Consider the following 20,598-nt stretch of genomic DNA (forward strand, 5'->3'; position numbering starts at 1 on the left):
ATCGCTGAGGTTCCCGGCGGACGTGGGGCGGCTGCCGCTCGCCGGGCTCCGCCCTGATCGCCGTTGCCCCGGCGGACGTGGGGCGAAGGCCGGAGGCGGGCCGGGCCTCGTCGCCGAAGTCCCCGCTGGACGGGGGCGGGAGCCGGAGACGGCTGCGCTCCGTCGCCGATGCGCCCGGCGCAGGGAGTGGAACCCCGGGCCGGTCGGGCCGTTGCGGTGTCCACGGGGCGTGCGGGGCCCGGGCCGGGGGTGTTCGCGGGGCTGGGCGGACTACGGGGTTGAGGCCGGGGGGTGGTTCGCAGGGTGGGCGGAGTGCGGGGCCGAGGCATTGGAGCATTGCACGGGGGCGGGCCCGGGCCATCCGCAAGTGGCGGCGTCGTACGGGGCCGGCGTGACCCGCGTTCGCGGGGGAGATCGGCTTCGGGGGAGCGGCGTCGGGGTGCCGGTGCGTGCGTGCCGCTGAGCGAAAGTCGGGTTCCGGGGCCCGATTCGGGCCGGATCCGGGGGTGTTACCGCGAGTTACGACCCAATCTCTCCGCCCGGAGGCCGCCAACGGCGGCTGCCGGGCCTGCTGGCGGCTGGGTGCACGTCGATGGGCGAAAGTCGACCTGTGGGGGTGGTTTGTCCTGGTTCGGTGGAGGTGTTGCCGCGAGTTTCTCTCGGTTGCAGTCACTCGGGACTGCCTGGGGCCGGTGGGTGCGCGTGGGTGGGCGAAAGTCTGGTCTGCTGGGTGATTTGGGATGGTTTTGGGGCGGGTTACCGCGAGTTGCGGCGCCGAATCTCCGTCTGGATGCCGTCATCGGGCGATCGGGTCATCGCGGTCCCGGCTTCCGGCTCGGTTCAGGTGGGGGCGAGGGCCTATCGCCGATGGATTCGGATCATCGCCGCTGGGCCGGACCTCGGTTGTCGTGCGAGCCGGTCTCCGTTCGAGGGGGGCCCAATGCTCCAAACCCCCGTCCGGCGGCTCGTATACGAGAACACACGCCCCGACTCCGGCCCCCCGTCCACCTGGGGCAATCCGTGATCGGGCAGCCCCGGTCCGGCGGGTCGGCCCACGTCCGCGGCTCCCTCGGCGGAAACGGCCGGCCGGCCCTGCCTCCCCGGCCCCGGCCCCGCCTCTGGCGCCGCTGCGCCCGCCGCCGGGTCTCCGGCCCGGCTCCGGCCCGCCGCCCGGCTCGGGCTCCGCCCTCCCACGGCTCCGCCGCCCCCGGCCCGCCCTCCGGCTCGGTCTTCGCCAGCCCACAGTTCCGCCGCCCCCGGGTTCTGCCGCCGCCACCGGGCTCTCTGCCGCCCGGCCCGGGTTCCCTAGCCCCCGGGTCCTCCCAGCTCCCGGGTCCTCCGCCCCGGCCCCTGGTCCCGCTCCGCCGCCCCCTGCCCCCGGCTTGCCCGCCCCCGGCAGTCCCGCCTCCCGGGTCCTCTGGTCCCGCTTCGGCGCGCCCTCCCTCCGGCTTGCCCCCCGTACCGCCGCCCCCTGCCCCCGACTTGCCCGCCCCCCGCAGCCCGCCTTCCCCCTCCCGCCCCAAACCCGACAGGGGCCCGAAGAGCAATGCCCTCCAGGCCCCTGCCGCCGCGGTCGCGTCGCGGTGATCGGAGGAGTATCACCCCCGCCGCGTCCCGCCGTTCCGTCTCACCCCGCGGCGTCTCCGCCGCCTGCCGCCGCGCTGCGCTCCCTCACCTCGTCCACGAACTCGCCCCGCGCGTTGCTCCTCGGGAACGGCTCGTCCGGCACCGGCACTCCCAGGAACTCGCACAGCGGCTCCCAGCCCTCGCTCACCCGGAACACCAGCAGCCGGTCCGCGGGTATCTCCTCCCGCACCGCCGCCTCGTGCTCCGCGAAGACCTTCAGCGCGTGTTCCTTCTCCGTGAACCGGCCGTCGAACACGCCGTCCCAGATCACCTCCAGCGACATGTCCCGCAGCCGCACGAAGCCCTCGCCCACGTCCGGCGGGGGCGGGGCCACCGCCGTGGCGTAGATGCTGCCCGCCGCGCTCGCGTACCAGCTCTCCGGGTCCCGTACCGTCAGCACCACCTTCGCCTCGGGGAACGCCCCCGCTATCTCCCGCCAGAAGCGGGCACCCGGCCAGTCCACCGTCGAGCGGTACTCCGCGTACACCCGCTGCCAGTCCACGGGCTCGCCGCGCGACGCCGCCTCCCACATCGGGATCTGCTCCGGGTCCTCGAAGAGGCCCAGCATGTGGTGGCACGGGCCGAAGCCCAGCCGTTCCAGCGCCGTCTTGAGCGACAGCGTTCCCGTACGGCCGACTCCCGCGCCGATGACTTCCAGCATCATCTTCTCCTCTCGCTTTCCGACCTTCTCCGTGTCCTTACGTGTCCCTCGTGCCCCTACGCCCCGCGCAGCAGCAGCGCCCAGACCGTCGCTCCCGGCCCGCACGCCAGCACCACCCCGTGCTCACCCGCCGCCAGCGGCCGCGTCGTCTGCAGCCGGCGCAGCACCGCCAGCACCGCCGGGGCCGCGGTGTTGCCGTACTCCCGCATCACCTCCCGCGCCGTGGCCATCGACCGCTCCGGCAGGCCCAGCGCCTCGTCGACCCGGTCGAGGATGCGCCGGCCGCCCGGGTGGACGGCCCACCACGCGACGTCGGACCAGCGGACCCCGTGCCGGGCGAGCAGCGCCCGCGCGGGTATCGCGACGGAGCCCGCGACGACGTCCGGCATGGACGGCTTGAGCCTGATGCGCAGCCCGTTGTCGCCCATGTGGACCTGGAGGTCGTCCGCGTGGGCCGGCGCGGTGAGCTGTTCGGAGTCGACGACCTCGACGCCGCCCGGCTCACCCGCCTCCCGCGGCAGCAGCACCACCGCCGCGGCGCCGTCGCCGAACAGCGTGAGGACGACGGCCTGTTCCTTGTCGTACGGGGGCGGCTGCACGTGCGGCGAGAAGAGGTCGACCGCGAGCAGCACCGCCGGGCGCCGCTTGACCGCGACCCAGTGCGCGCACGCGGACACCGCCGGCACCGCGGCGTAGCAGCCCATCGGGCCGAGGGACAGGGTCTCGACGTCGGGGCGCAGCCCGAGTTCCGGGGCGAGGGCGTCGAGGCCGGGGGCGGAGTGGGTGGTCGTGGTGACGGTGGCGAACAGCCCCACGTCCTCCGGGTGCAGGCCGGCCTCGGCGAGTGCCGCGGTGACGGTGCTGCGGCCGAGGCGGCGTGCTTCGGTGAGGCTGCGGTCCATCCGCCGGCGCGTGGTCCAGCGGCGGGGGTCTTCCAGCAGGGCGTTCACGGCCGTGCCCTTGGTGGTGATCGCCGAGTTCCGGATGACCTGGGCGACCGTGTCGCCTCCGGGGTCCGCGGCGACGAGGTTGGCGAACTCTTCCATCTTGACCAGCGGTGGGGTCCGGAACGTGACAGCCACGATCCGCGCTTCGGACATCGTGTTCTTCTCCTGACTCTGTGAGGCGTCGGCGGCCTTCTGTCAGTTGTGGGGGGATGCGGTGGCGTCGACGGCCTCGACCGGTGAGGACCCGATGACCCGGCCGCGCGCGTCGAGGGCCTGGACCTTCACGTAGTCGATGCCGCGGGCCTCGGGCGGCAGGTGCACCTCGGTGTCGAGCCCCTTCCACCCGGCGTGCGCCACGGGGCGCAGCCGCGACTGCGTCTCGCCGCCGAGCACCCGCCAGCCCTTGACTTCGGTCGCGCCGTTCCATACGGCGTCGACGGCGGTGACCGCGTCGTTCACCTCGACCGCGGGAGCGGTGTCGGGCGTGCTCTTCCACGGGGCGCGGTAGCCCCGGTAACTGCTGATGTCCTTCGGCAGCGTGCTGTCGAAGAGGAGGCGGCCCGAGGGCGAGAACTCGGAGATGCGGCCGGAAGGGGAGCCCCAGCTCACGAAGGTGTTGCCGTTGGGCAGCGCCTGGCTGTTGCCCTCCAGCCCTGTCGTCAGCCGGTCCGGGTGGACCTGCTGGCGTACGAGCTCCGCGGTCATCCGCTGCTCGTCGATGCGCAGCCACGCGACCCGCGACTCGTAGCCGGGGCTGCCCATGTTCTGGTTGTCGAAGACGCGGTACGTGTTCTCGCCGGCGGGCTCGATGTTGTGCTGGCCGATGGTGCGGGCGCCGGCGCCCAGGCGGAAGTCGCTGCGCTTGCCGCCGAGCCGCCAGACGACTTCGCCGGTCTCGCGGTCGACCTTGTAGATGGTGCTGGTCTCGCGGCCGGAGAAGAGGAGGTCGCCGTCGTGGTCGAGGCTGACGGCGTTGAGGTGCATGTACGGGAAGGGGCCCGGCATGCCGGGGTCGAAGCGGCGGTCGGAGTCGGTGATCGGGATGTGGTCGAGGCTGTGCCAGTCCATGACCTTCTCGCCGGTGGCGATGTCGATCTCCTGCACGACGTAGTCGAGGACTTGACCGTCTTTGGGTCCGCCGACGGGGGTGAGGTCGTACGGCTCGTCGCGGTAGCTGAGGATCAGGGCCGTGCCGTCGGGGGTGAGGCGGAACTCGTGGAAGTCGGTGCGCTCGCCCGCGTCGGGGGTCTTGACGGTGGCGATGATGTCGTAGTTCTCGTCGGCGATGTAACCGGTGCCGGAGCCCGTGCCGGTGGGGGAGCTTTCGCCCTCCCACCAGGTGAGCACCTTCTCGCCGCGGTACTCCTGGACCTGGAAGTCGGCGGCGACGAAGCCCGCGGGGATCCGGTGGTACCAGACCGGGCGGCCGCGGTCGTCGACGATCTGGGGGCCGCGGGGCGTCTCGTGGCGGCCCTGGGGGGTGAGGAAGAGGAGGCCGGGGGCCATGCCCTGACTGCGCTTGAGCACGTCGAGCCCGGGCGGTGCCTCGCCGTCGGCGGCGGCGGCCTGGTCGGCGGCGGAGCCGGGCGCGGCCGAGCCGTCGGCGGCCGTGCCGTCAGTGGTGGTGCCGTCGGTGGTGGTGCCGGAGTCGGCGGGGCGCGCGGTGGCGGCCGTGGCCGGGGCCGCCGCGGTGAGCGCGGCGACCGTGATTCCGCAGAGCATGAACGTCGCGTACGTACGGGGTAAACGGGTCATCCGTAGGTCTCCCGTCGGGTGGAGGGTCCGGAGCGCTGAGCGGCCGTCGTACGGCAAGTGGTGGCGCCGCGTGGCTGCTTGATCAGCGATCTTGCTCAAACGTTGTAACAAGCGCGCGGTTACAGCGTGGTGACGCCGCAAAGGCTTGCTGACCAGGGCCGTTGAGCAGTTGGACGCCGTTGCCGCAGGGGGCGTACGGGCGATCTTGGGCGTCCTACGTTCTAGCCGACCGGCGGTGACAGGGCCGTCACGATCGCCGCGGCGGGACCTCCGGAAGCCGCCCTGACCGGGGCGGACATCTCTTGTCACAGGTGTGCTGCAAACGGTCCTCTGGGTGTGCTGGTGTGGTGAGGAAACTCCCTATAGTGTCGGCGACTTGAGCACCTGCGAGCACGTTGCTCAACCCGGCGCACACACCCGACCTGGGACAGGCCACCTGCCCGGAGGAGCCCGTCGATGACCGCGCACCAGGATGCAGCCCCGCCCCGGGCCTCGCGTTCCCGACTCCCCGCACCGCTGTCGGCCCTGTTCGTCACGGCGCCCGCGACCGCCGTCGCGGTCCTGGCCGCGGCGCTCGCGGGACCCGAGGACCACACGCGGCACATCGTCTACGCCGGTGGCGCCGCCGCCGTCCTGCTGTGCATAGCCGTCGCCGCCGCGGCCGGCTACCGGGCCAAGGCCGCCCGCGCCGACGAACGCGCCGCCGCCGCGGCCGGCGCCGCCGCCGCCTTCGCCGACCGCGTCGTACCCGAGGTCCTGCGGAAGATCGCCGCAGGCGCACCCGTCGACGAAGCGCTCGCCGCCGCCCCGCAGTTGGACAACCAGGCATACCGGCGCGCCGTACAGCAGGTCGCGGAAGAGGCGCGGCGCAGCGAGAACCGCCGGGCCGCCGCCATGGCCTCCTGCGCCAACGCCGCGGGACGCATGCAGGCCATCACCACCAGCATGCTCGCCGACCTGCGCGAGATGGAGCACCGCCACGGCGACGCCGACGTCCTCGGCGACCTCCTCCACCTCGACCACCGCACCGCGCAGGCGGGCCGCGTCGCCGACAGCATCGCCGTGCTGAGTGGCGCCCGCACCGGCCGCCGCTGGGCGAAGCCGATCACCATGGAGTCCATCCTGCGCGGCGCCATGGGCCGGATCGCCGGCTACCAGCGCGTACGGCTACGGGCCGTCTCCGAAGTGGCCGTCGCAGGACACGCCGCCGAGGGCGTCATGCACGCCCTCGCCGAACTCCTCGACAACGCCTGCAACTTCTCACCCCCCACCACCGAGGTGCACGTCTACGTCTCGGAGGTGCCCGCCGGCGCCGTCGTCACCATCGAGGACAGCGGCCTGATGATGAGCGAGGCCGCGCAGCGCCGCGCCGAGCGCGCCGTCTCCGGCACCGCCACCGACCTGTCCACGCTCACCGGCACCCGGCTCGGCCTGCCCGTCGTCGGGCACCTCGCGCAGAAGCACGGGCTGACCGTCTCGTTCCGGCCCTCCGCCATCGGCGGTACGGGCGTGGTGCTGATGATCCCGCAGGAGCTGATCTCCCGCGCCCGGCCCGGCGAGCCCGTACGGACACCGGCCCTGCCCATGCCCACCGAGGACACCGGCAGCACGCCGCTCCCGCTGCCCCGGCAGCGGGACGTCGCCGCGGGCGAGGACGCCGACGAGCGGGCGGGGGACGGCGGGCACGACCCGTTCGCGATGGCCGCGCTGCCGCGGCGGCGCCGCGGGCGCACGCTGGCGGGCGCGCACCCCGGCGGGGTGCCGGACGCCGGCGCGCCGGGCGAGGCCGCCGGTACGGGCACGGGCACGGGCACCGGCACGGGTACCGGCGACCAGGGTGCCGCCGGTGACGGCACCGGGTCCCGGCGCCGGCTCGAACCCGCAGGATCCGCCGCCCGGTTCGGCGCCTTCCGGCGCGCGGTGACCGGCCAGGAGAGCGGCGCGGACACCGCGGGCGGCGCGGGCCCGGCGGGCGGCGCCATGGTCGCCGCCGTCAACGGCCGCAAGCGCGACACCGGCCGGGCCGACGACGTACCGGACGCGGGCGCCGTAGCGGCCGCAGACGCCGTACGGGACGCAGACGCCGTACGGGACGCAGACGCCGTACGGGACGCAGACGCCGTACGGGACGCAGACGCCGTACAGGACGCAGACGACGTACGGCAGGACGACGGCGCACGCGCCGAAGCCCCCGTACCAGCGGACCGACCCGCGGAACGCGAGGAACCCGCCGCGCCCGACGACGGCCCCGCCCCCTCCACCGCACCCCCCGCACGCAATGCCGCTTCATCTTCGGAGGACGACCGATGACCCAATCTCCCGCCGAGGCCACCGGGCTGACCTGGCTGCTGGAGGGGTTGCTGGAGCGCACGCCCGGCGCCAGGCACGCCCTCGTCCTCTCCCGCGACGGGCTCAAGCTCTGCCACACGCCCGAACTCTCCGAGGACCGCGCCGACCAGCTCGCCGCCATCTCGGCCGGCATCCAGAGCCTGTCGCACGGCGCCTCCGTCGAGTTCGGCGACGGCAGCGGCGGTGTACGGCAGTCGATGACCGAGTTCTACGGCGGCATCCTCTTCATCGCCGAAGCCGGCTCCGGCAGCCACGTCGCCGTCATCGCCGCCGAGACGGCCGACCCCGGGCTCGTCGGGCACAACATGCTGGAACTCGTCGAACAGCTCGGCGACCACCTCAGCGCCCCGGCCCGCGGGCCCGTACCCGCGGCCGAGGGGGTCGCGGCGGAATGACCCGCCCCGGCCGGGACGACGACCCGGACCGGCTGTACACCCTGACAGGAGGGCGCAGCCGGCCCGCCAGCGACGAGTTCGACCTCGTCACGCTGGTGGTCGCCGAGGACGAGCCGGCGCCGGGCATGCAGTCGGAGCACGCCGCGATCCTGCGCATCTGCCGCACCCCGACCGCCGTGGTGGAACTGTCCGCCGACCTCGGACTGCCCGTCGGCATCACCAAGATCCTGCTCTCCGACCTGCTGGCCGCCGGCCGGATCACCGCCCGCCACCCGCGGTACGCGCCCCCGCGCACGCCGGGCGGCGTCCGGTTCGCCGATCCCGAGACTCTGGAGAAGGTGCTCGTTGGACTCCGCCACCTCTGACCCCCGCGCGACCCCCGCGCCGGGCGGCGCGGCCGGGCGCGCCCCCCTGGCCCGTACCGCGGACAACGGACTGAAGATCGTCATCGTCGGCGGCTTCGGCGTCGGCAAGACCACCATGGTCCGCTCCGTCAGCGACATCCGGCCGCTGAACACCGAGGAGACGATGACCCTCGCCGGCCGCGGCATCGACGACCGCAGCGCCGTACCCGGCAAGACCGCCACCACGGTCGCCTTCGACTTCGGGCGGATCAGCCTGGACGAGCGCACCGTGCTCTACCTCTTCGGGGCGCCCGGGCAGGAACGCTTCTGGTTCCTGTGGGACCGGCTGTTCTCCGGGACGCTCGGCGCGATCGTCCTCGTCGACCACCGCAGGCTCGCCGACTCCTGGTACGCCATCGACCGGCTGGAGCACCACGGCACGCCGTTCATCGTCGCCCGCAACGACTTCGGCGGCCCGCCCTACACCGGCGCGGAGGTGCGCGAAGCGCTCGACCTCGACCCGCACGTCCCGCTGGTCGACTGCGACGCGCGGTCCCGCGAGTCCAGCAAGGGCGTGCTGATCGCCCTCGTCGAGCACCTGCAGCGGCTCGCCGCCGGTACGGCCACCGCTGCCGCCGCGACCGCCGCCGCGGCTTCCGCCGCAGCCACCGTCCCCACCGCACCGGAGACCGCGACATGACCCCGACTTCCGACGACCAGGCCGCACATGAGGGGAGCAGCAGCCAGGCGCAACCGCGCACGGGCGCGCTGAGCGAGGCCCCTGCGCCGGGTGCGCCGGCCGACGGGCCCGCGCCCCCCGGCGCCGGCGCGCCTGCGCCCGCCGACCCCGACGCGCCCCCCGGCACGCACCCGCCCCCCGCTGCCGCCGCACCCCCCTCCGGGTGCCCCGCGCACGCCGGCGCCGCCGGGGCCGTACCCCTCAGCGGTCCCCGCTTCCACACCGACCCGCGCGACCTCTACCGCGAGATGCGCCGCGACCACGGCCCCGTCGTCCCCGTCGAACTCCCCGGCGACATCCCCGCCTGGCTCGTCATCGGCTACCGCGAACTCCACCAGGTCACCTCCGACCCCGAACTCTTCCCACGGGATCGCGGGCTGTGGAACCAGTGGGAGAAGATCCCGCCCGACTGGCCACTGCTGCCGATGGTCGGCCAGGTCATGCCGTCCATCCACTTCACCGCCTCCGCCGCCGACCACCGCAGACACGCCGTCATGGTCGGCGCCGCACTGGAAAGCGTCGACCCCTTCGACCTCCGCCGGCACTGCGAACAGCTCGCCGACCGGCTCATCGACTCCTTCTGCTCCCGCGGCAGCGCGGAACTCGTCGGCGACTACGCCGTCCCCCTCCCCGTACTCGTCCTCGCCCGCCTCATCGGCTTCCCCGACGCCCAGGGACGCCAACTCGCCCAGGTCCTCAACGAACTCGCGGACGGCGGACCCGGCGCGCTCAAGGCGTACGAGACCTTCGTCGAGCACATGACCCGTCTGGTCGCCGAGAAACGGCTCGCGCCCGGCCAGGACGTCACCTCGCAGATGCTCGCCGACCCCATGCACTTCACCGACGAAGAGGTCATGCTCGACCTCAAGGACACCACCGCCGCCGGCTTCCTGCCCACCGCCGACTGGATCGGCAACTCCATCCGCCTCATGCTCACCGACGACCGCTTCGCCGCCGCCCTCGGCGGCGGCCGGCACAGCGTCGGCCAGGCCATGAACGAGGTGCTGTGGGAGGACACCCCGACGCAGATCCTCGTCGGCCGCTGGGCAGCCCGCGACACCCAGCTCGGCGGCCGCCCCGTCGGCGCCGGCGACCTGCTGCTCCTCGGCCTCGCCGCCGCCAACGACGACCCGCAGATCCAGCAGGCCCTGGGCGGTCCTGGCGGCACGGGCGGCGGATACGGGTACAGAGGCGCCGGGGTACCCGCCCAGGCCGGCAACAGCGCCCACTTCGCCTTCAGCTACGGCGACTTCCGCTGCCCCTTCCCGGCCCAGGAGATCGCTGAGATCATCGCCCGGACGGGCCTCGAGGTACTCCTCGACCGGCTGCCCGACCTGGACCTGTCCGTGCCGGCCCGGACGCTGGTGCGGCGGCCGTCCGCGTTCCTGCGCGGCATGACCGCCCTGCCGGTCACCTTCACCCCCGTACGCGCTGCAGGAGGTCATCCGTGAACTGCCCGCACGCCGCCGGCGCAGCCGCCGTCCCGACCGGCTCCGGGGACCTTCCCGGGCCGCTGGCCATCGACCCGCTCGTACGCGACCTCGCGGGCGAGACCGCGCTCCTGTGCGCCGCCGCCCCGCTCACCCGGATCGAACTGCTCGGCGCGCCCGCGTGGACCGTCACCCGGCACGCCGAGGCCCGCCAACTGCTCACCGACGCCCGGCTGGTCAAGGACATCGGCGCCTGGCGGCTGTGGCAGACCGGCGAGGTCACCGCGGAGTGGCCGCTGATCGGGATGGTCGACCCGGGCCGGTCGATGTTCACGGTCGACGGCCCCGAGCACCGGCGGCTGCGCGCCAAGACCGCGCAGGCCATCACGCCGCGGCGGCTCGACGCGCTGCGGCCGGTGGTCGAGGGGGTGACGGCCGAACTGCTGGACTCCCTGGCGGCCGCGGCGGCCGCGGGCGACGGGGTGGTCGACCTCAAGGAGGTCTTCGCGCAGCCGCTGCCGATGCGGGTGGTCTGCGCGCTCATGGGCGTCGCGGAATCGGAGATACCGCGGCAGATGCGCCTGTGGAAAGCTTTCTTCTCCATGCTCACGCCGCAGGACGAACGGCTCGCGGTGATGGCGGAACTCGACCGCGTGTTCACGGACATGGTGCGGCAGAAGACCGCCGAGCCCGCCGACGACCTGACGAGCGCGCTGATCCTCGCCGACGAGGGCGGCGAGCCGCTGACCGAGGAAGAGGTCGTCGGCAACCTGAAGTCCATGATCGCGGCCGGGCACGAGACCACGATCACGCTCCTGCTCACCACCGTGCGCGGACTGCTGACCCACCCCGAGCAGCTCGGCATGGTCCGCGAGGGCACGGTGACGTGGGAGACAGCGATCGAGGAGGCACTGCGCTACGACCCGCCTGTGACCCACCTGCTGATGCGGTTCGCGACGGAGGACATCGAGATCGCCGGCACGGTGATCGAGAAGGGCGAGGGCGTCGTCATCTCGTACCGCGCGATCGGGCGGGACGCCGGGCACCACGGGGCGGACGTGGACGTCTTCGACGTCACGCGGGCGACGCCGATCCGGCACATGACCTTCGGGCACGGGCCGCACATCTGCCCCGGCGCGGCGCTGTCGCGGCTGGAGGCGGCGGTGGCGCTGCCGGCGCTCTTCGCCCGGTTCCCGGAACTGCGGGCGGCGGCGCCGCTGGGCGAGCTGCGCAACCTTCCGGTGCTGACGCAGAACGACCTGGCGTCCTTCCCGGTACGCCTCACCTGACGCCGCCCGAGCCGTCTGACGCCGCCTGAGCGCCCTGCCGGATGGCCTCATCCGTCCGGGGGCGCGGGGGACGCCGGGGGAGCTGAGGGGCGCGCGGGCGCCGCGCGCGCCGGAGCCGGGCGGTCCTATACCCGTTCGGCTGTACCCTCTGCGTGCGGTCCGCTGGTCCGCGACGCTTCTACCCGTCCCACCCTGGCCGCCATGACGCCCGAAATGCCTCCTGTAACCCGCCTGGGCCCCGCCCGGTCGCTGTCCCGCCCGGGACGCGGAACCCTGAGGGACGACGGCACGGGCCCGCGTGCCGGCCGCACGGGGAGGACAGCGCAGGAAGGGCAGCGCAGGAGAGGGCAGGTGCAGCCGGTGCGGGAGGACGGCGCGGGTAAGGGTGAAGGCGGCCCGCACGACGAGGGCCGCAACTCGCACGATGACCGCTCCTCACGCGACGGCCGCGCCTCACGCGACGCCCAGCGTGGCTCGTACGGCGAGCGCGGCTCGTACGGCGAGGGGCGCGGTCCGTACGAGAACGGGCGGGCCTACCGCGTCGGCGCCGGCGCGCTGGACCTGGCGGCCCGGTCCCGGCGCCCCGACGCCACCGGCGGCGAGCGCCGGGTCAGGTGGGCGCTGCGGTGGCTGCCGGCCGCGCTGATCGTCGTGGGGTCGGTGTTCTTCTGGTTCACGCCGGAGGGGCTGAGGTCCTCGCCGGTCTTCGAGACCACCCCGCTGGTCGCCGCCGCGCTGCTCACCCTGCGCGGCACCGTTGCCGTTGCCGTGGCCGCCCTGGTGGTGGACGTCGCGCTCGAAATCCTCAACGGCACGGCCACGAACGCCGACGCGCTCACCCAGATGGTGTCGCAGGTCGTGCTCGGCGTCCTGGCGGTCGTGATCAACCTCCTCATCCAGCGCAATTACCGCCGGCTGACTTCCGCCCGCCACGTCGCCGTCGCCGCGCAGCGCGCCGTGCTGCCGAACCCGCCGGACGGCTTCGGCGCGCTGCGGGTCGCCGCCCGCTACCAGGCCGCCGACGCCGACGCCCGTATCGGCGGCGACCTCTACGCCGTGCAGGAGGGCCCGTACGGCGTGCGCTGCATCGTCGGCGACGTACGCGGCAAGGGGCTGGAGGCGGTGGAGTCCGTGGCGGTCGTCATCGGCGCCTTCCGGGAGGCGGCCGAGGAGGAGGCGGGGCTCGCCGGGGTCGCGCGGCGGCTGGAACGCGCGCTGCAGCGCCAGGAGACGGGGCGCAGCGGGCTCGACCGGGTGGAGGGGTTCACGACCGCGGTGCTGGCGGAGGTCGACCGCGAGGGCGGCGCGCTGCGGCTGCTCAACCGCGGCCATCCGGCGCCGGTGCTGCTGGGCTCGGACGGCGCGGCACGCACGCTGCACCCGCGCGAGCACGCGCTGCCGCTGGGCATGGGCGACCTGGGTACGTGGCCGGACGAGCTGATGGAGGTGGCGTTCCCGCCGGGCGCGGCGCTCGTCCTGTTCACGGACGGCGTGACGGAGGCGCGGAACCAGGCGGGCGTCTTCTACGATCCCCTGCCCCGGCTGGACGGCCGGCTGTTCGACGGCCCGCACGAACTGCTGGACACCCTCCTGGACGATGTGACGCGCTATACGGGCGGGATGATCGCCGACGACATGGCGCTGTTCGCCCTCGCGCGCTCCCGTGCACCGTTCGGAGAGCCGCCGGACGCGGCCGCGCCTGTATACGCTCCGTAGTGGAATAGCGCCCCTCCGCATAACAACTGATGCACGATCAGCTAACGACCGGACCTCACTGCGCGTAATCAGGCCGTCAACTTGTCCGTTTCCGCTGGTACATGCCCGGATCGTCCGCGGTAAAGCACAACTCAATAACGGGAACGACTTGGAATCGAACGCCGTCGTCCGCTAGCGTGCGGTAACGCAGCGCGGTCGTCACTGCCGTCGCAAGAGGCGGCACCGTGCGCCGTCGCCGAATCCCGCAAGCGTCACAACTGCAGCAACGGCAACACCTAGGGAACCGGGGAACCACCACCTTGGGGTGAATCGGGCCAACCTCCGCCAGGAGGCGGCCCGTAGGAGACCTTCCTGCTCCGAACCCGTCAGCTAACCCGGTAGGCGAGAAGGAAGGAAAGGAGTACGCCTTCGTGGCGTCCTACAGGTCTGAGCCTGGCTACGGCCATGGCCATGACGATTACGGCTACGACGGCTATGCGTCCGGCGGCTACGCCCCCGAGGGGTATGCGCCCGCCGGTTACGCCGCCGATGAGCCGGTCGACGAAGTCCTCCCCGAGGACGACCTTCCCTCCCGCGGCCGCCGGCGCCTCCCCCGGCAGCGCGGTGGCAGCATGGCGCGCAGCGGTGCCGTACTCGGCGTGGGCGTCTTCGCCGCCGTGGGCGCGGGCAGCATGGCCACGGCGCAGGAGAAGCCCCCGGTCGCGATATCCATGCCCGACCAGGTCGACGCCGTCGCGAGCCAGATAAGCGCGCAACTCCCGGACGCGGAGAGCCTGCCGGGCGTCGGCGACTTGATGCCGAGCACGCAGGAGCCCGCTTCCGACACGGTCGTCACCACGGCTCCGCTCACCCAGGTCAGCTACGCCGGCGACACCGAGACCGCGAACCAGCCCGCCGACTCCGGAGAGGCCCTGCGGGCCCGCATCCTGGAGCAGGCCGAGCAGCAGCAGGCGGAGGCCGACGCCTCTGCCCGCGCGGCCGCCGAGGCCGAGGCCGCCAAGCAGGCGGCCGAGGAGGCCGCCGAGGCGAAGGCGCAGGAAGAGGAGCGCCAGCGCCAACTGGAGGAGGAGCGCCGCCGCAAGGCGGAGGAGGAGGCCCGCCGCAAGGCGGAGGAGGAGCGCCTCGCCAAGCTCGCCGCCAGCTATGTCGCCCCGGTCGCGAACTACACGCTCACCTCGACGTTCGGCGAGTCCGGCGACATGTGGGCCGCGGGCCACACGGGCCAGGACTTCGCCGCTTCCACCGGCACCCCGGTCAAGGCGGTGCACGGCGGCACGATCACCGAGGCCGGCTGGGCCGGCTCGTACGGCTACCGCATCGTCCTCACCCTCGAGGACGGCACCGAGGTCTGGTACTGCCATCTGTCCTCCATCATCCAGTCCTCCGGCGAGGTCACGACCGGCGACGTCATCGGGCGCGTAGGCGCCACGGGCAACGTCACCGGCCCGCACCTGCACCTTGAGGTACGACCCGGCGGCGGGGACGCAGTGGACCCCCTCGCCTGGCTGCGCAACAACGGCGCCCCGGTCTGATCCACCCGGCGGGCCCAGCGCCCCGGCCCCCGCGGCCGGGACGGGCACCCGCCGCACGGACCGCAAGCCCCCATAAACCCCTCTCCCACGTCTCCGGCGTGCCCGAACGCAACTTCCCCCGTGGCGTCCGAGCGCGCACCGAGACCGCCGGCGGCCCTGGTGGCCGACCCCCCGACACCAGGGCCGTCGGCACCTTTCCGGGAGCTACTCCCCGGGCCCGCAGAGGCAGAACGGATGCCCGGCGGGATCGGCGAACACCGGACAACTGCCACCGGCTTCGGAGAGTCGCGTGGCTCCGAGCCGCAGCGCCAGCTCGCCCGCGGCGGTGGAGTCGTCGACGCCGAAGCAGATGTGCATCTGCTGGGGGTAGGTGCGATCGAGGTCGGGCCAGAGCGGCGGCCGGTAGCCGTCGACTTCCTCGAATGCCAGCCGTGGAAAGCTGTCTTCGTCCTTGGCGATCACCATCCAGTCGTTGCGGATGACCCGCATGCCGAGCAACTGCGTGTAGAAGTCGGCGAGCTGACGTGCGTCGGCGCAGTCGAGCACGATGTTCCTGACATAGGCGTCCATGGCGGCCACCCTGCCACGGCCCAAGGACACCGCCGGGAAGCCGGCGGCGACTCAGGCAGCGACGGTGGCGGAGGCAGAGGCAGTTGCCTGGGCACCGGCGGCGCCACTGGCGACGGCACCGGCACTCGCTGCCGCACCGGCAACCGCATAGGCGGCAGCGGTGGCAGCCGCGGCAGCACCGACGGCGGCGCCACGGGACCTTCCGGCGGTGGCGGTGCCACGGGACCCTCCGCCGACGGCGGTGCCACGGGACTCCCCGGCGGCGATTTCGCCCAGGGCGGCGCGGATGGTGTGGACCATCCGCTGGGGCCGCTCGAAGACATCGGCGGCGGTGAACCGCAGCATGCGCCGGACCTCGGGACAGCGCCCCAGGTCGTTGAAGCGCTCGACGTCGGCGAGATGAGCGGCCCGGCCGCCGTGGAAGCCGTAGCCCTCGATCTCCACGACGAGCCCCGCCACCGGGAAGAAGAAGTCCACTCGTATCCGCCGGCCGTTGGGCGCGGTGAAGGGCACTTGGCTGAGGGGCCGCAGCCCGGCGTCGTACATCCGCAGCCGCGCGACGGTCTCCGCGGGCGACTCGGAGCGCGGATCGACGAGCGACAGCCGCTGCCGCGCCTGGACCACACCTCGCCGCTGGCCGATCCCGGCAAGGGCCTCGGAGACCGCATGCAGATCGGTCACCTGCTCCCGCCACCGCCGCGGCCACCCGCCGGCGGGCCCCAACGGCCGCCGGGTCAAGGCCGACTCCACGGCCACCAGGGCCGCATCCCGCTCCGCCGTACGCAGCAGGTCGACGAGGGTCCGCGCGGCGTCGGTCACCCGCAGCCCGGCGACGCTTACGATCTCCTCGTCGCTCACGGCGGTCCGGTGCAACAGGCACCCTTCGGGCGCCCGCCCGCGCCCCCGCACGTGCGTGAACTCGGGCCGCACGGCGAGCACTTCGACCCCGAACAGATGAGCCGCCGCACTGTGACTGACGACCAACTCCGGCCGCCCGGCCTGCGCCACCCGCAACCGCAGCCGAAAATCATCAACCCGCCCCGGCTCCACCCACACCCCGGCCCGAACCTTCCGCCACCCCTCCTTCCGCAACCGCCGCACCAACATCCCGGCAGACCACCCGGCCCCCAAAGCCTCGGCACAAACCAACACCCCACCGCTGCCCGCCGCCAGTTCACCCAGCGACCCAATTTCCCCCGTCATGCCCCAACCCTCTCGCAGATCCCCACCCCCCGCCTCCCCTGTGGATAACTCCCACCCGAGCGGACTCCTGGGCAGGTCAGAGACAATCCGTGCCCACCCGCCAGGAACGCCCGAGCACCAGCTCGCTTGACATGGTGAAGAACCCCGCGCCCGGGCCCGGTCCGTATTGATCATGTTGGTGCGTACGGATCTGTCGGAGGTTGGGGGACGTGCTCAGCCGTTGGCTTGAGGAGCGTCCAGTGATCGCGCGAATTCTGCGAGTGCGTGGAAGTCGTTGTCGTGCAGACCTTATTCGTGGGTTGACGTGTCGGAGCAGACCGAAGCCCCATGGTGGGTGGCTACGCAGATCTCGTCGAGATCGCCCTGCTCGTCGTCCACCCAGGCGAAGGGCCGACTGTTGGCCGGGGAGCCTGTGCGGTGGTCAGGCGGGTGGGGGGTGGGGTGGGGAGGTAGTGGCTGGGGGTGGGGGCCAGGGGGTGGGGCGGGGTGGGTTGGTGGTGAAGGCGGCTCTGGTGAGGGCCGGCTGGGCTATGGGCTTGTTCTGCCACATCCTTGCGAGCAGGGCCTGTTCCCGGGCCGCGTAGTCTTTTGCCGGGCGGCCCTGCGTGGCCTGGGCGCGGAGCAGGGCCAGGGTCGTCGCGGCGCGTTCGTAGTCGGCCACCGCGCGGCGGGCCTCGTCGCCGTGGGCGTGGCGGGCCAGGCTGCGGGCTATCTTGCGGATGCGCAGCGAGGAGAGGGCCACCGGTTCCGCGGGGACCAGCCAGCCGGCCTGGGCGTAGACGGGGAGCTGGGCGCGTATCGTGCGGAGTTTGCCGCCGCGGGACCAGACCGCCAGCCACACCAGGAGGCCGAAGACCGGCGCCATCACGAAGGCGTACGCGCCGAGGAAGGCGTAGCCGTTCATCACCGCCGAGCCGTTCCACAGCGCGTGCATCGCGATCGCCAGCAGCAGCCCCGCCACCGGCAGCAGCACGCGGCGCAGGCGCTGACGCGCGACCGTCGTGGCCGCCAGGCCGAAGCCTATGCCCGCCATCGCCGTGAACAGCGGGTGCGCGAAAGGGGAGAAGACGATCCGGGCGACGAACGTCACCGTCACCGTCGCCAGGGGGCCGGAGTCGCCGAAGGTCTGGTTCTCCTCGTACGCACGGCCCAGGTACAGGATGTTCTCGGTGAACGCGAAGCCCGTGCCGATGATCCCCGCCAGCACCAGGCCGTCGACCAGGCCGGCGAAGTAGTGCCTGCGGAAGAGGAACAGCAGCAGTATCGCCGCCGCCTTCGCGCTCTCCTCCACCACCGGCGCCACGACCGCCATCCCCCACAGGTCCGCCTCGCGTGACGACGCCGTCGGCAGGCCGGTGGCGATCCAGCGGGCGGCGAAGGTGTTCGCCAGCATCGCGACGAGCGTCGCGGCGAAGGCGCCCCAGGCGAACGCGAAGATGCGGTAACGCCACGGTCCCGGCGCCACCCGGTCCAGCCACAGGAAGCCCGCGATCAGCAGCGGTACCGGCAGCAGCGCCAGCCCGCCGCCCAGGAGCATCCCGTGCGTGCCGGTCTCCGTCCACACCAGCCACAGGATCGCCAGGCCCGCCAGCGTCAGCAGGGTCGCCACCGCGCCTATTCGCACGCCCCTTCTGCGCCAGAACCGCCGGCCGGCGGGAGGGGTAGGTGCAGGAGGTGCCGCAGCTTTCGGGCGCGCGTCCTCGTACTCCGGGCGCGGGCCGAATTCCTCGGGCTCCCGCGGCCGGGTCATGAGCTGAGCGCCTTCGTACTGCACCCTTCGACCCTAGCCAGTCCTCCCGCCGCGCGCGACGGGCTATTTATCGGGGATGCGGCGGAAGAGCAGATCGTTCACGATGTGCCCCTTTCCGAGCCCCTGCCCCTCGAAGCGCGTACGCGGGCGGAAGTCCGGCCGCGGCGCGTAGCCGCCGGGGTGGGTGTTCTCGAAGTACGGCGACGCCTCCAGCGTCTGCAACATCCACTCCGCGTACGGCTCCCAGTCCGTCGCGCAGTGCAGCACCGCCCCCGGCGCCATCCGCGACGCCGCCAGCGCCAGGAACTCCGGCTGGATGAGCCGGCGCTTGTTGTGCCTCTTCTTGGGCCACGGGTCCGGGAAGTAGATCCGCATCCCCGCGAGCGCGCCCGGGGGCAGCATCTCGCGCAGCAGTATGACGGCGTCGCCGTTGCCGATGCGTACGTTCGTCAGGCCGCGCTGCTCGATGAGCCGCAGCAGGTTGCCCTGTCCCGGGGTGTGGACGTCGACGGCGAGGATGCCGGTCGCGGGGTCGGCGGCGGCCATGTCTGCGGTCGCCTCGCCCATGCCGAAGCCGATTTCGAGGACGACGGGGAGCCCGTCGAAGAGGTCGTCGAGATCGAGTACGGACGCGCCGTCGATGTCGAAGCCCCACTTCGGCCAGAGCCGCTTCAGGGCCTCGCCCTGTGCGAGCGTCACGCGGCTGCGGCGCGGCACGAAGGAGCGGATACGGCGCTCGTTGTGCGGCCCGGCGGGCGCGGGGGCGGGGCCGTCGGGGAACCTGGGCTGGGGACGATCGTGCTGATCGGGGTGGTCGGACACAGTGTCCCCATTTTACGGAGGCCCGCAGCCGGTGAAGGGGGTGGTCCCCCCTGCCCTCCAGCCGGTGAAGGGGGTGGTCCCCCCACCGGTCAGAGCAGGGCGAGCGTTCTGCGGGCGATCTCCCTGCCGATCGGCAGCGACGCCGTCGCCGCCGGGGACGGTGCGTTCAGTACGTGGATCGTCCGCGGCCCCTCCGCGAAGCGGAAGTCGTCCACCAGCGACCCGTCCGGCAGCACCGCCTGCGCCCGCACCCCCGCCTGTGCCGGGCGCAGGTCCTTCTCGTCGACGGCGGGCAGCAGCCGCCGTACGTCCTCGGTGAACGCCCGCCGGGACAGGGAGCGGCGGAGTTCGCCGGCGCCGTAGCGCCAGTGGCGGCGGGCTATGCGCCAACTTCCCGGGTACGCGACCGTGGCGGCGGCGTCGCGGGGGCTGAGGCTCGTACGGGAGTAGCCCTCCCGGGCCAGCGCGGGGACGGCGTTGGGGCCGAGGTGGACGGCGCCGTCGATGCCGCGGGTGAGGTGGACGCCGAGGAAGGGGAACGCGGGGTCGGGGACGGGGTAGACGAGGCCGTGGACGAGGTCGGCGACGTGGGGGGCCAGCTCGTAGTACTCGCCACGGAAGGGGATGATGCGCAGCCCGGGGCGGTCGCCGGCGAGGCGGGCGATGCGGTCGGAGTGCAGGCCGGCGCAATTGACCAGGGCCCGGGCGCGGACGACGTCACCGGCGGCGGTGCGGACGGCCACGGCGGGGCCGGTGGGACGGGTGGCGTCGGTGGGACGGACGGCCACGGCGGGGCCGGTGGCGACGATGGGACCGGTGGCGTCGGCGGGGCCGGTGGCGTCGCTGCTGTCAGCGGGGTTCGTGGGCGTGGACGTACGGGCCACGCCCGGGCGCCTCGCGATCGCCCGTACCTCCACCCCGTACCGCACCTCCGCTCCCGCCTCGCGCGCCAGCTCCGCCAGCGTCCGCGCCACCGCCCGGAAGTCGCACACCCCCGTCGTCGCCACGTGCAGCGCCGCCAGCCCGCGCACATGCGGCTCGTACTCGGTGATCTGCGCGGGCCCCAGCTCGCGCACCGGGATGCCGTTCTCGCGCCCGCGCTGCGCCAGGGCGTGCAGGCGCGGCAGCTCGTCCCGGTCCGTGGCGATGACGATCTTGCCGGTGACCGCGTGCGGCAGTCCGTGCTCGGCGCAGAAGGCGACCAGCTCGGCGGCGCCCTGCACCGCGTAGCGCGCCTTGAGCGAGCCCGGCCTGTAGTACAGCCCGCTGTGGATCACGCCGCTGTTGCGCCCGGTCTGGTGCTGGGCCGGGCCGGGTTCCTTCTCCAGGACGACGACGCGGATGCCGGGGGCGGCCCGCGTCAGCGCGTACGCCGTGGAGAGGCCGACGATGCCGGCGCCGATCACGAGTACGTCGCAGTCGTCGGCCATGGCACCTCCGGCAGGGGTCGGCCCCATCATCCCCCGAGCG

16 protein-coding genes, 1 pseudogene and 1 riboswitch are annotated in these 20,598 nt (G+C 73.4%); of the genes and pseudogenes, 8 read left to right on the forward strand and 9 right to left on the reverse strand.

Annotated elements, in window-relative coordinates; all coding sequences use genetic code 11:
• Positions 1-1,627 precede the first annotated feature (1,627 nt).
• The 3 genes from ACFYVJ_RS34005 to ACFYVJ_RS34015 are packed head-to-tail and all read right to left on the reverse strand — an operon-like array spanning position 1,628 to position 4,989.
• Positions 1,628-2,287, reverse strand: coding sequence for a sulfotransferase family protein (locus ACFYVJ_RS34005; RefSeq protein WP_388900130.1), 660 nt, complete (start codon positions 2,285-2,287; stop codon positions 1,628-1,630).
• 56 nt (positions 2,288-2,343) lie between these two features.
• Positions 2,344-3,387, reverse strand: coding sequence for a type III polyketide synthase (locus ACFYVJ_RS34010; RefSeq protein ID WP_388900133.1), 1,044 nt, complete (start codon positions 3,385-3,387; stop codon positions 2,344-2,346).
• 42 nt (positions 3,388-3,429) lie between these two features.
• Positions 3,430-4,989 carry an arylsulfotransferase family protein gene (locus tag ACFYVJ_RS34015; protein WP_388900136.1) on the reverse strand — a complete coding sequence of 520 codons (1,560 nt, stop codon included), beginning with the start codon at positions 4,987-4,989 and terminating at the stop codon, positions 3,430-3,432.
• Positions 4,990-5,445: 456 nt separating this feature from the next.
• On the opposite strand from ACFYVJ_RS34015, the gene ACFYVJ_RS34020 reads away from it, so the two are divergent.
• The 8 genes from ACFYVJ_RS34020 (at position 5,446) to ACFYVJ_RS34055 (ending at position 14,783) form a co-directional block, all read left to right on the forward strand.
• The gene (locus ACFYVJ_RS34020; RefSeq protein ID WP_388900139.1) at positions 5,446-7,299 is read left to right on the forward strand and encodes an ATP-binding protein; all 1,854 of its coding nucleotides are present in this window, start codon (positions 5,446-5,448) and stop codon (positions 7,297-7,299) included.
• Positions 7,296-7,733 carry a roadblock/LC7 domain-containing protein gene (locus tag ACFYVJ_RS34025; protein WP_101422646.1) on the forward strand — a complete coding sequence of 146 codons (438 nt, stop codon included), beginning with the start codon at positions 7,296-7,298 and terminating at the stop codon, positions 7,731-7,733. Before ACFYVJ_RS34020 ends, ACFYVJ_RS34025 begins: the two co-directional genes overlap by 4 nt.
• Positions 7,730-8,098, forward strand: a complete 369-nt coding sequence (locus ACFYVJ_RS34030; protein ID WP_047017380.1) for a DUF742 domain-containing protein — start codon at positions 7,730-7,732, stop codon at positions 8,096-8,098. The genes ACFYVJ_RS34025 and ACFYVJ_RS34030 overlap by 4 nt, the downstream gene beginning before the upstream one ends.
• A complete protein-coding gene (locus tag ACFYVJ_RS34035) occupies positions 8,079-8,777 on the forward strand; it encodes an ATP/GTP-binding protein (protein WP_388900142.1) in 699 nt (232 codons plus the stop codon). The genes ACFYVJ_RS34030 and ACFYVJ_RS34035 overlap by 20 nt, the downstream gene beginning before the upstream one ends.
• Positions 8,774-10,267, forward strand: a complete 1,494-nt coding sequence (locus tag ACFYVJ_RS34040; protein WP_388900145.1) for a cytochrome P450 — start codon at positions 8,774-8,776, stop codon at positions 10,265-10,267. The genes ACFYVJ_RS34035 and ACFYVJ_RS34040 overlap by 4 nt, the downstream gene beginning before the upstream one ends.
• Positions 10,264-11,535 carry a cytochrome P450 gene (locus ACFYVJ_RS34045; RefSeq protein ID WP_388900148.1) on the forward strand — a complete coding sequence of 424 codons (1,272 nt, stop codon included), beginning with the start codon at positions 10,264-10,266 and terminating at the stop codon, positions 11,533-11,535. Before ACFYVJ_RS34040 ends, ACFYVJ_RS34045 begins: the two co-directional genes overlap by 4 nt.
• A gap of 351 nt (positions 11,536-11,886) precedes the next feature.
• Entirely contained in the window at positions 11,887-13,251 is a 1,365-nt protein-coding gene (locus ACFYVJ_RS34050) for a PP2C family protein-serine/threonine phosphatase (protein ID WP_388900150.1), read from the forward strand.
• A 223-nt stretch (positions 13,252-13,474) separates the two neighbouring features.
• Positions 13,475-13,650, forward strand: a riboswitch (cyclic di-AMP (ydaO/yuaA leader).
• A gap of 11 nt (positions 13,651-13,661) precedes the next feature.
• Positions 13,662-14,783 carry a M23 family metallopeptidase gene (locus ACFYVJ_RS34055; protein WP_388900153.1) on the forward strand — a complete coding sequence of 374 codons (1,122 nt, stop codon included), beginning with the start codon at positions 13,662-13,664 and terminating at the stop codon, positions 14,781-14,783.
• A 204-nt stretch (positions 14,784-14,987) separates the two neighbouring features.
• Here ACFYVJ_RS34055 and ACFYVJ_RS34060 read toward each other — a convergent pair whose 3' ends face one another.
• From ACFYVJ_RS34060 to lhgO, 6 genes and pseudogenes are all read right to left on the reverse strand, one after another.
• Complete coding sequence (locus ACFYVJ_RS34060) at positions 14,988-15,353, reverse strand: VOC family protein (RefSeq protein WP_388900155.1); 366 nt, start codon at positions 15,351-15,353, stop codon at positions 14,988-14,990.
• Between the two features lie 51 nt (positions 15,354-15,404).
• Complete coding sequence (locus ACFYVJ_RS34065; protein WP_388900158.1) at positions 15,405-16,556, reverse strand: hypothetical protein; 1,152 nt, start codon at positions 16,554-16,556, stop codon at positions 15,405-15,407.
• Between the two features lie 213 nt (positions 16,557-16,769).
• Positions 16,770-16,958: pseudogene (locus tag ACFYVJ_RS34070) on the reverse strand (hypothetical protein); the annotation flags it as partial.
• 19 nt (positions 16,959-16,977) lie between these two features.
• On the reverse strand, positions 16,978-18,306 hold the full coding sequence (locus tag ACFYVJ_RS34075) for a PrsW family intramembrane metalloprotease (RefSeq protein WP_388900185.1): 1,329 nt from the start codon (positions 18,304-18,306) through the stop codon (positions 16,978-16,980).
• Positions 18,307-18,369: 63 nt separating this feature from the next.
• Positions 18,370-19,128, reverse strand: coding sequence for a tRNA (guanosine(46)-N7)-methyltransferase TrmB (trmB, locus tag ACFYVJ_RS34080; protein ID WP_388900161.1), 759 nt, complete (start codon positions 19,126-19,128; stop codon positions 18,370-18,372).
• Positions 19,129-19,217: 89 nt separating this feature from the next.
• Entirely contained in the window at positions 19,218-20,558 is a 1,341-nt protein-coding gene (gene lhgO, locus ACFYVJ_RS34085) for an L-2-hydroxyglutarate oxidase (RefSeq protein ID WP_388900164.1), read from the reverse strand.
• Positions 20,559-20,598 lie beyond the last annotated feature (40 nt).

Origin of the sequence: Streptomyces sp. NPDC004134, from assembly GCF_042874195.1 — a bacterium.
GTDB lineage: Bacteria > Actinomycetota > Actinomycetes > Streptomycetales > Streptomycetaceae > Streptomyces.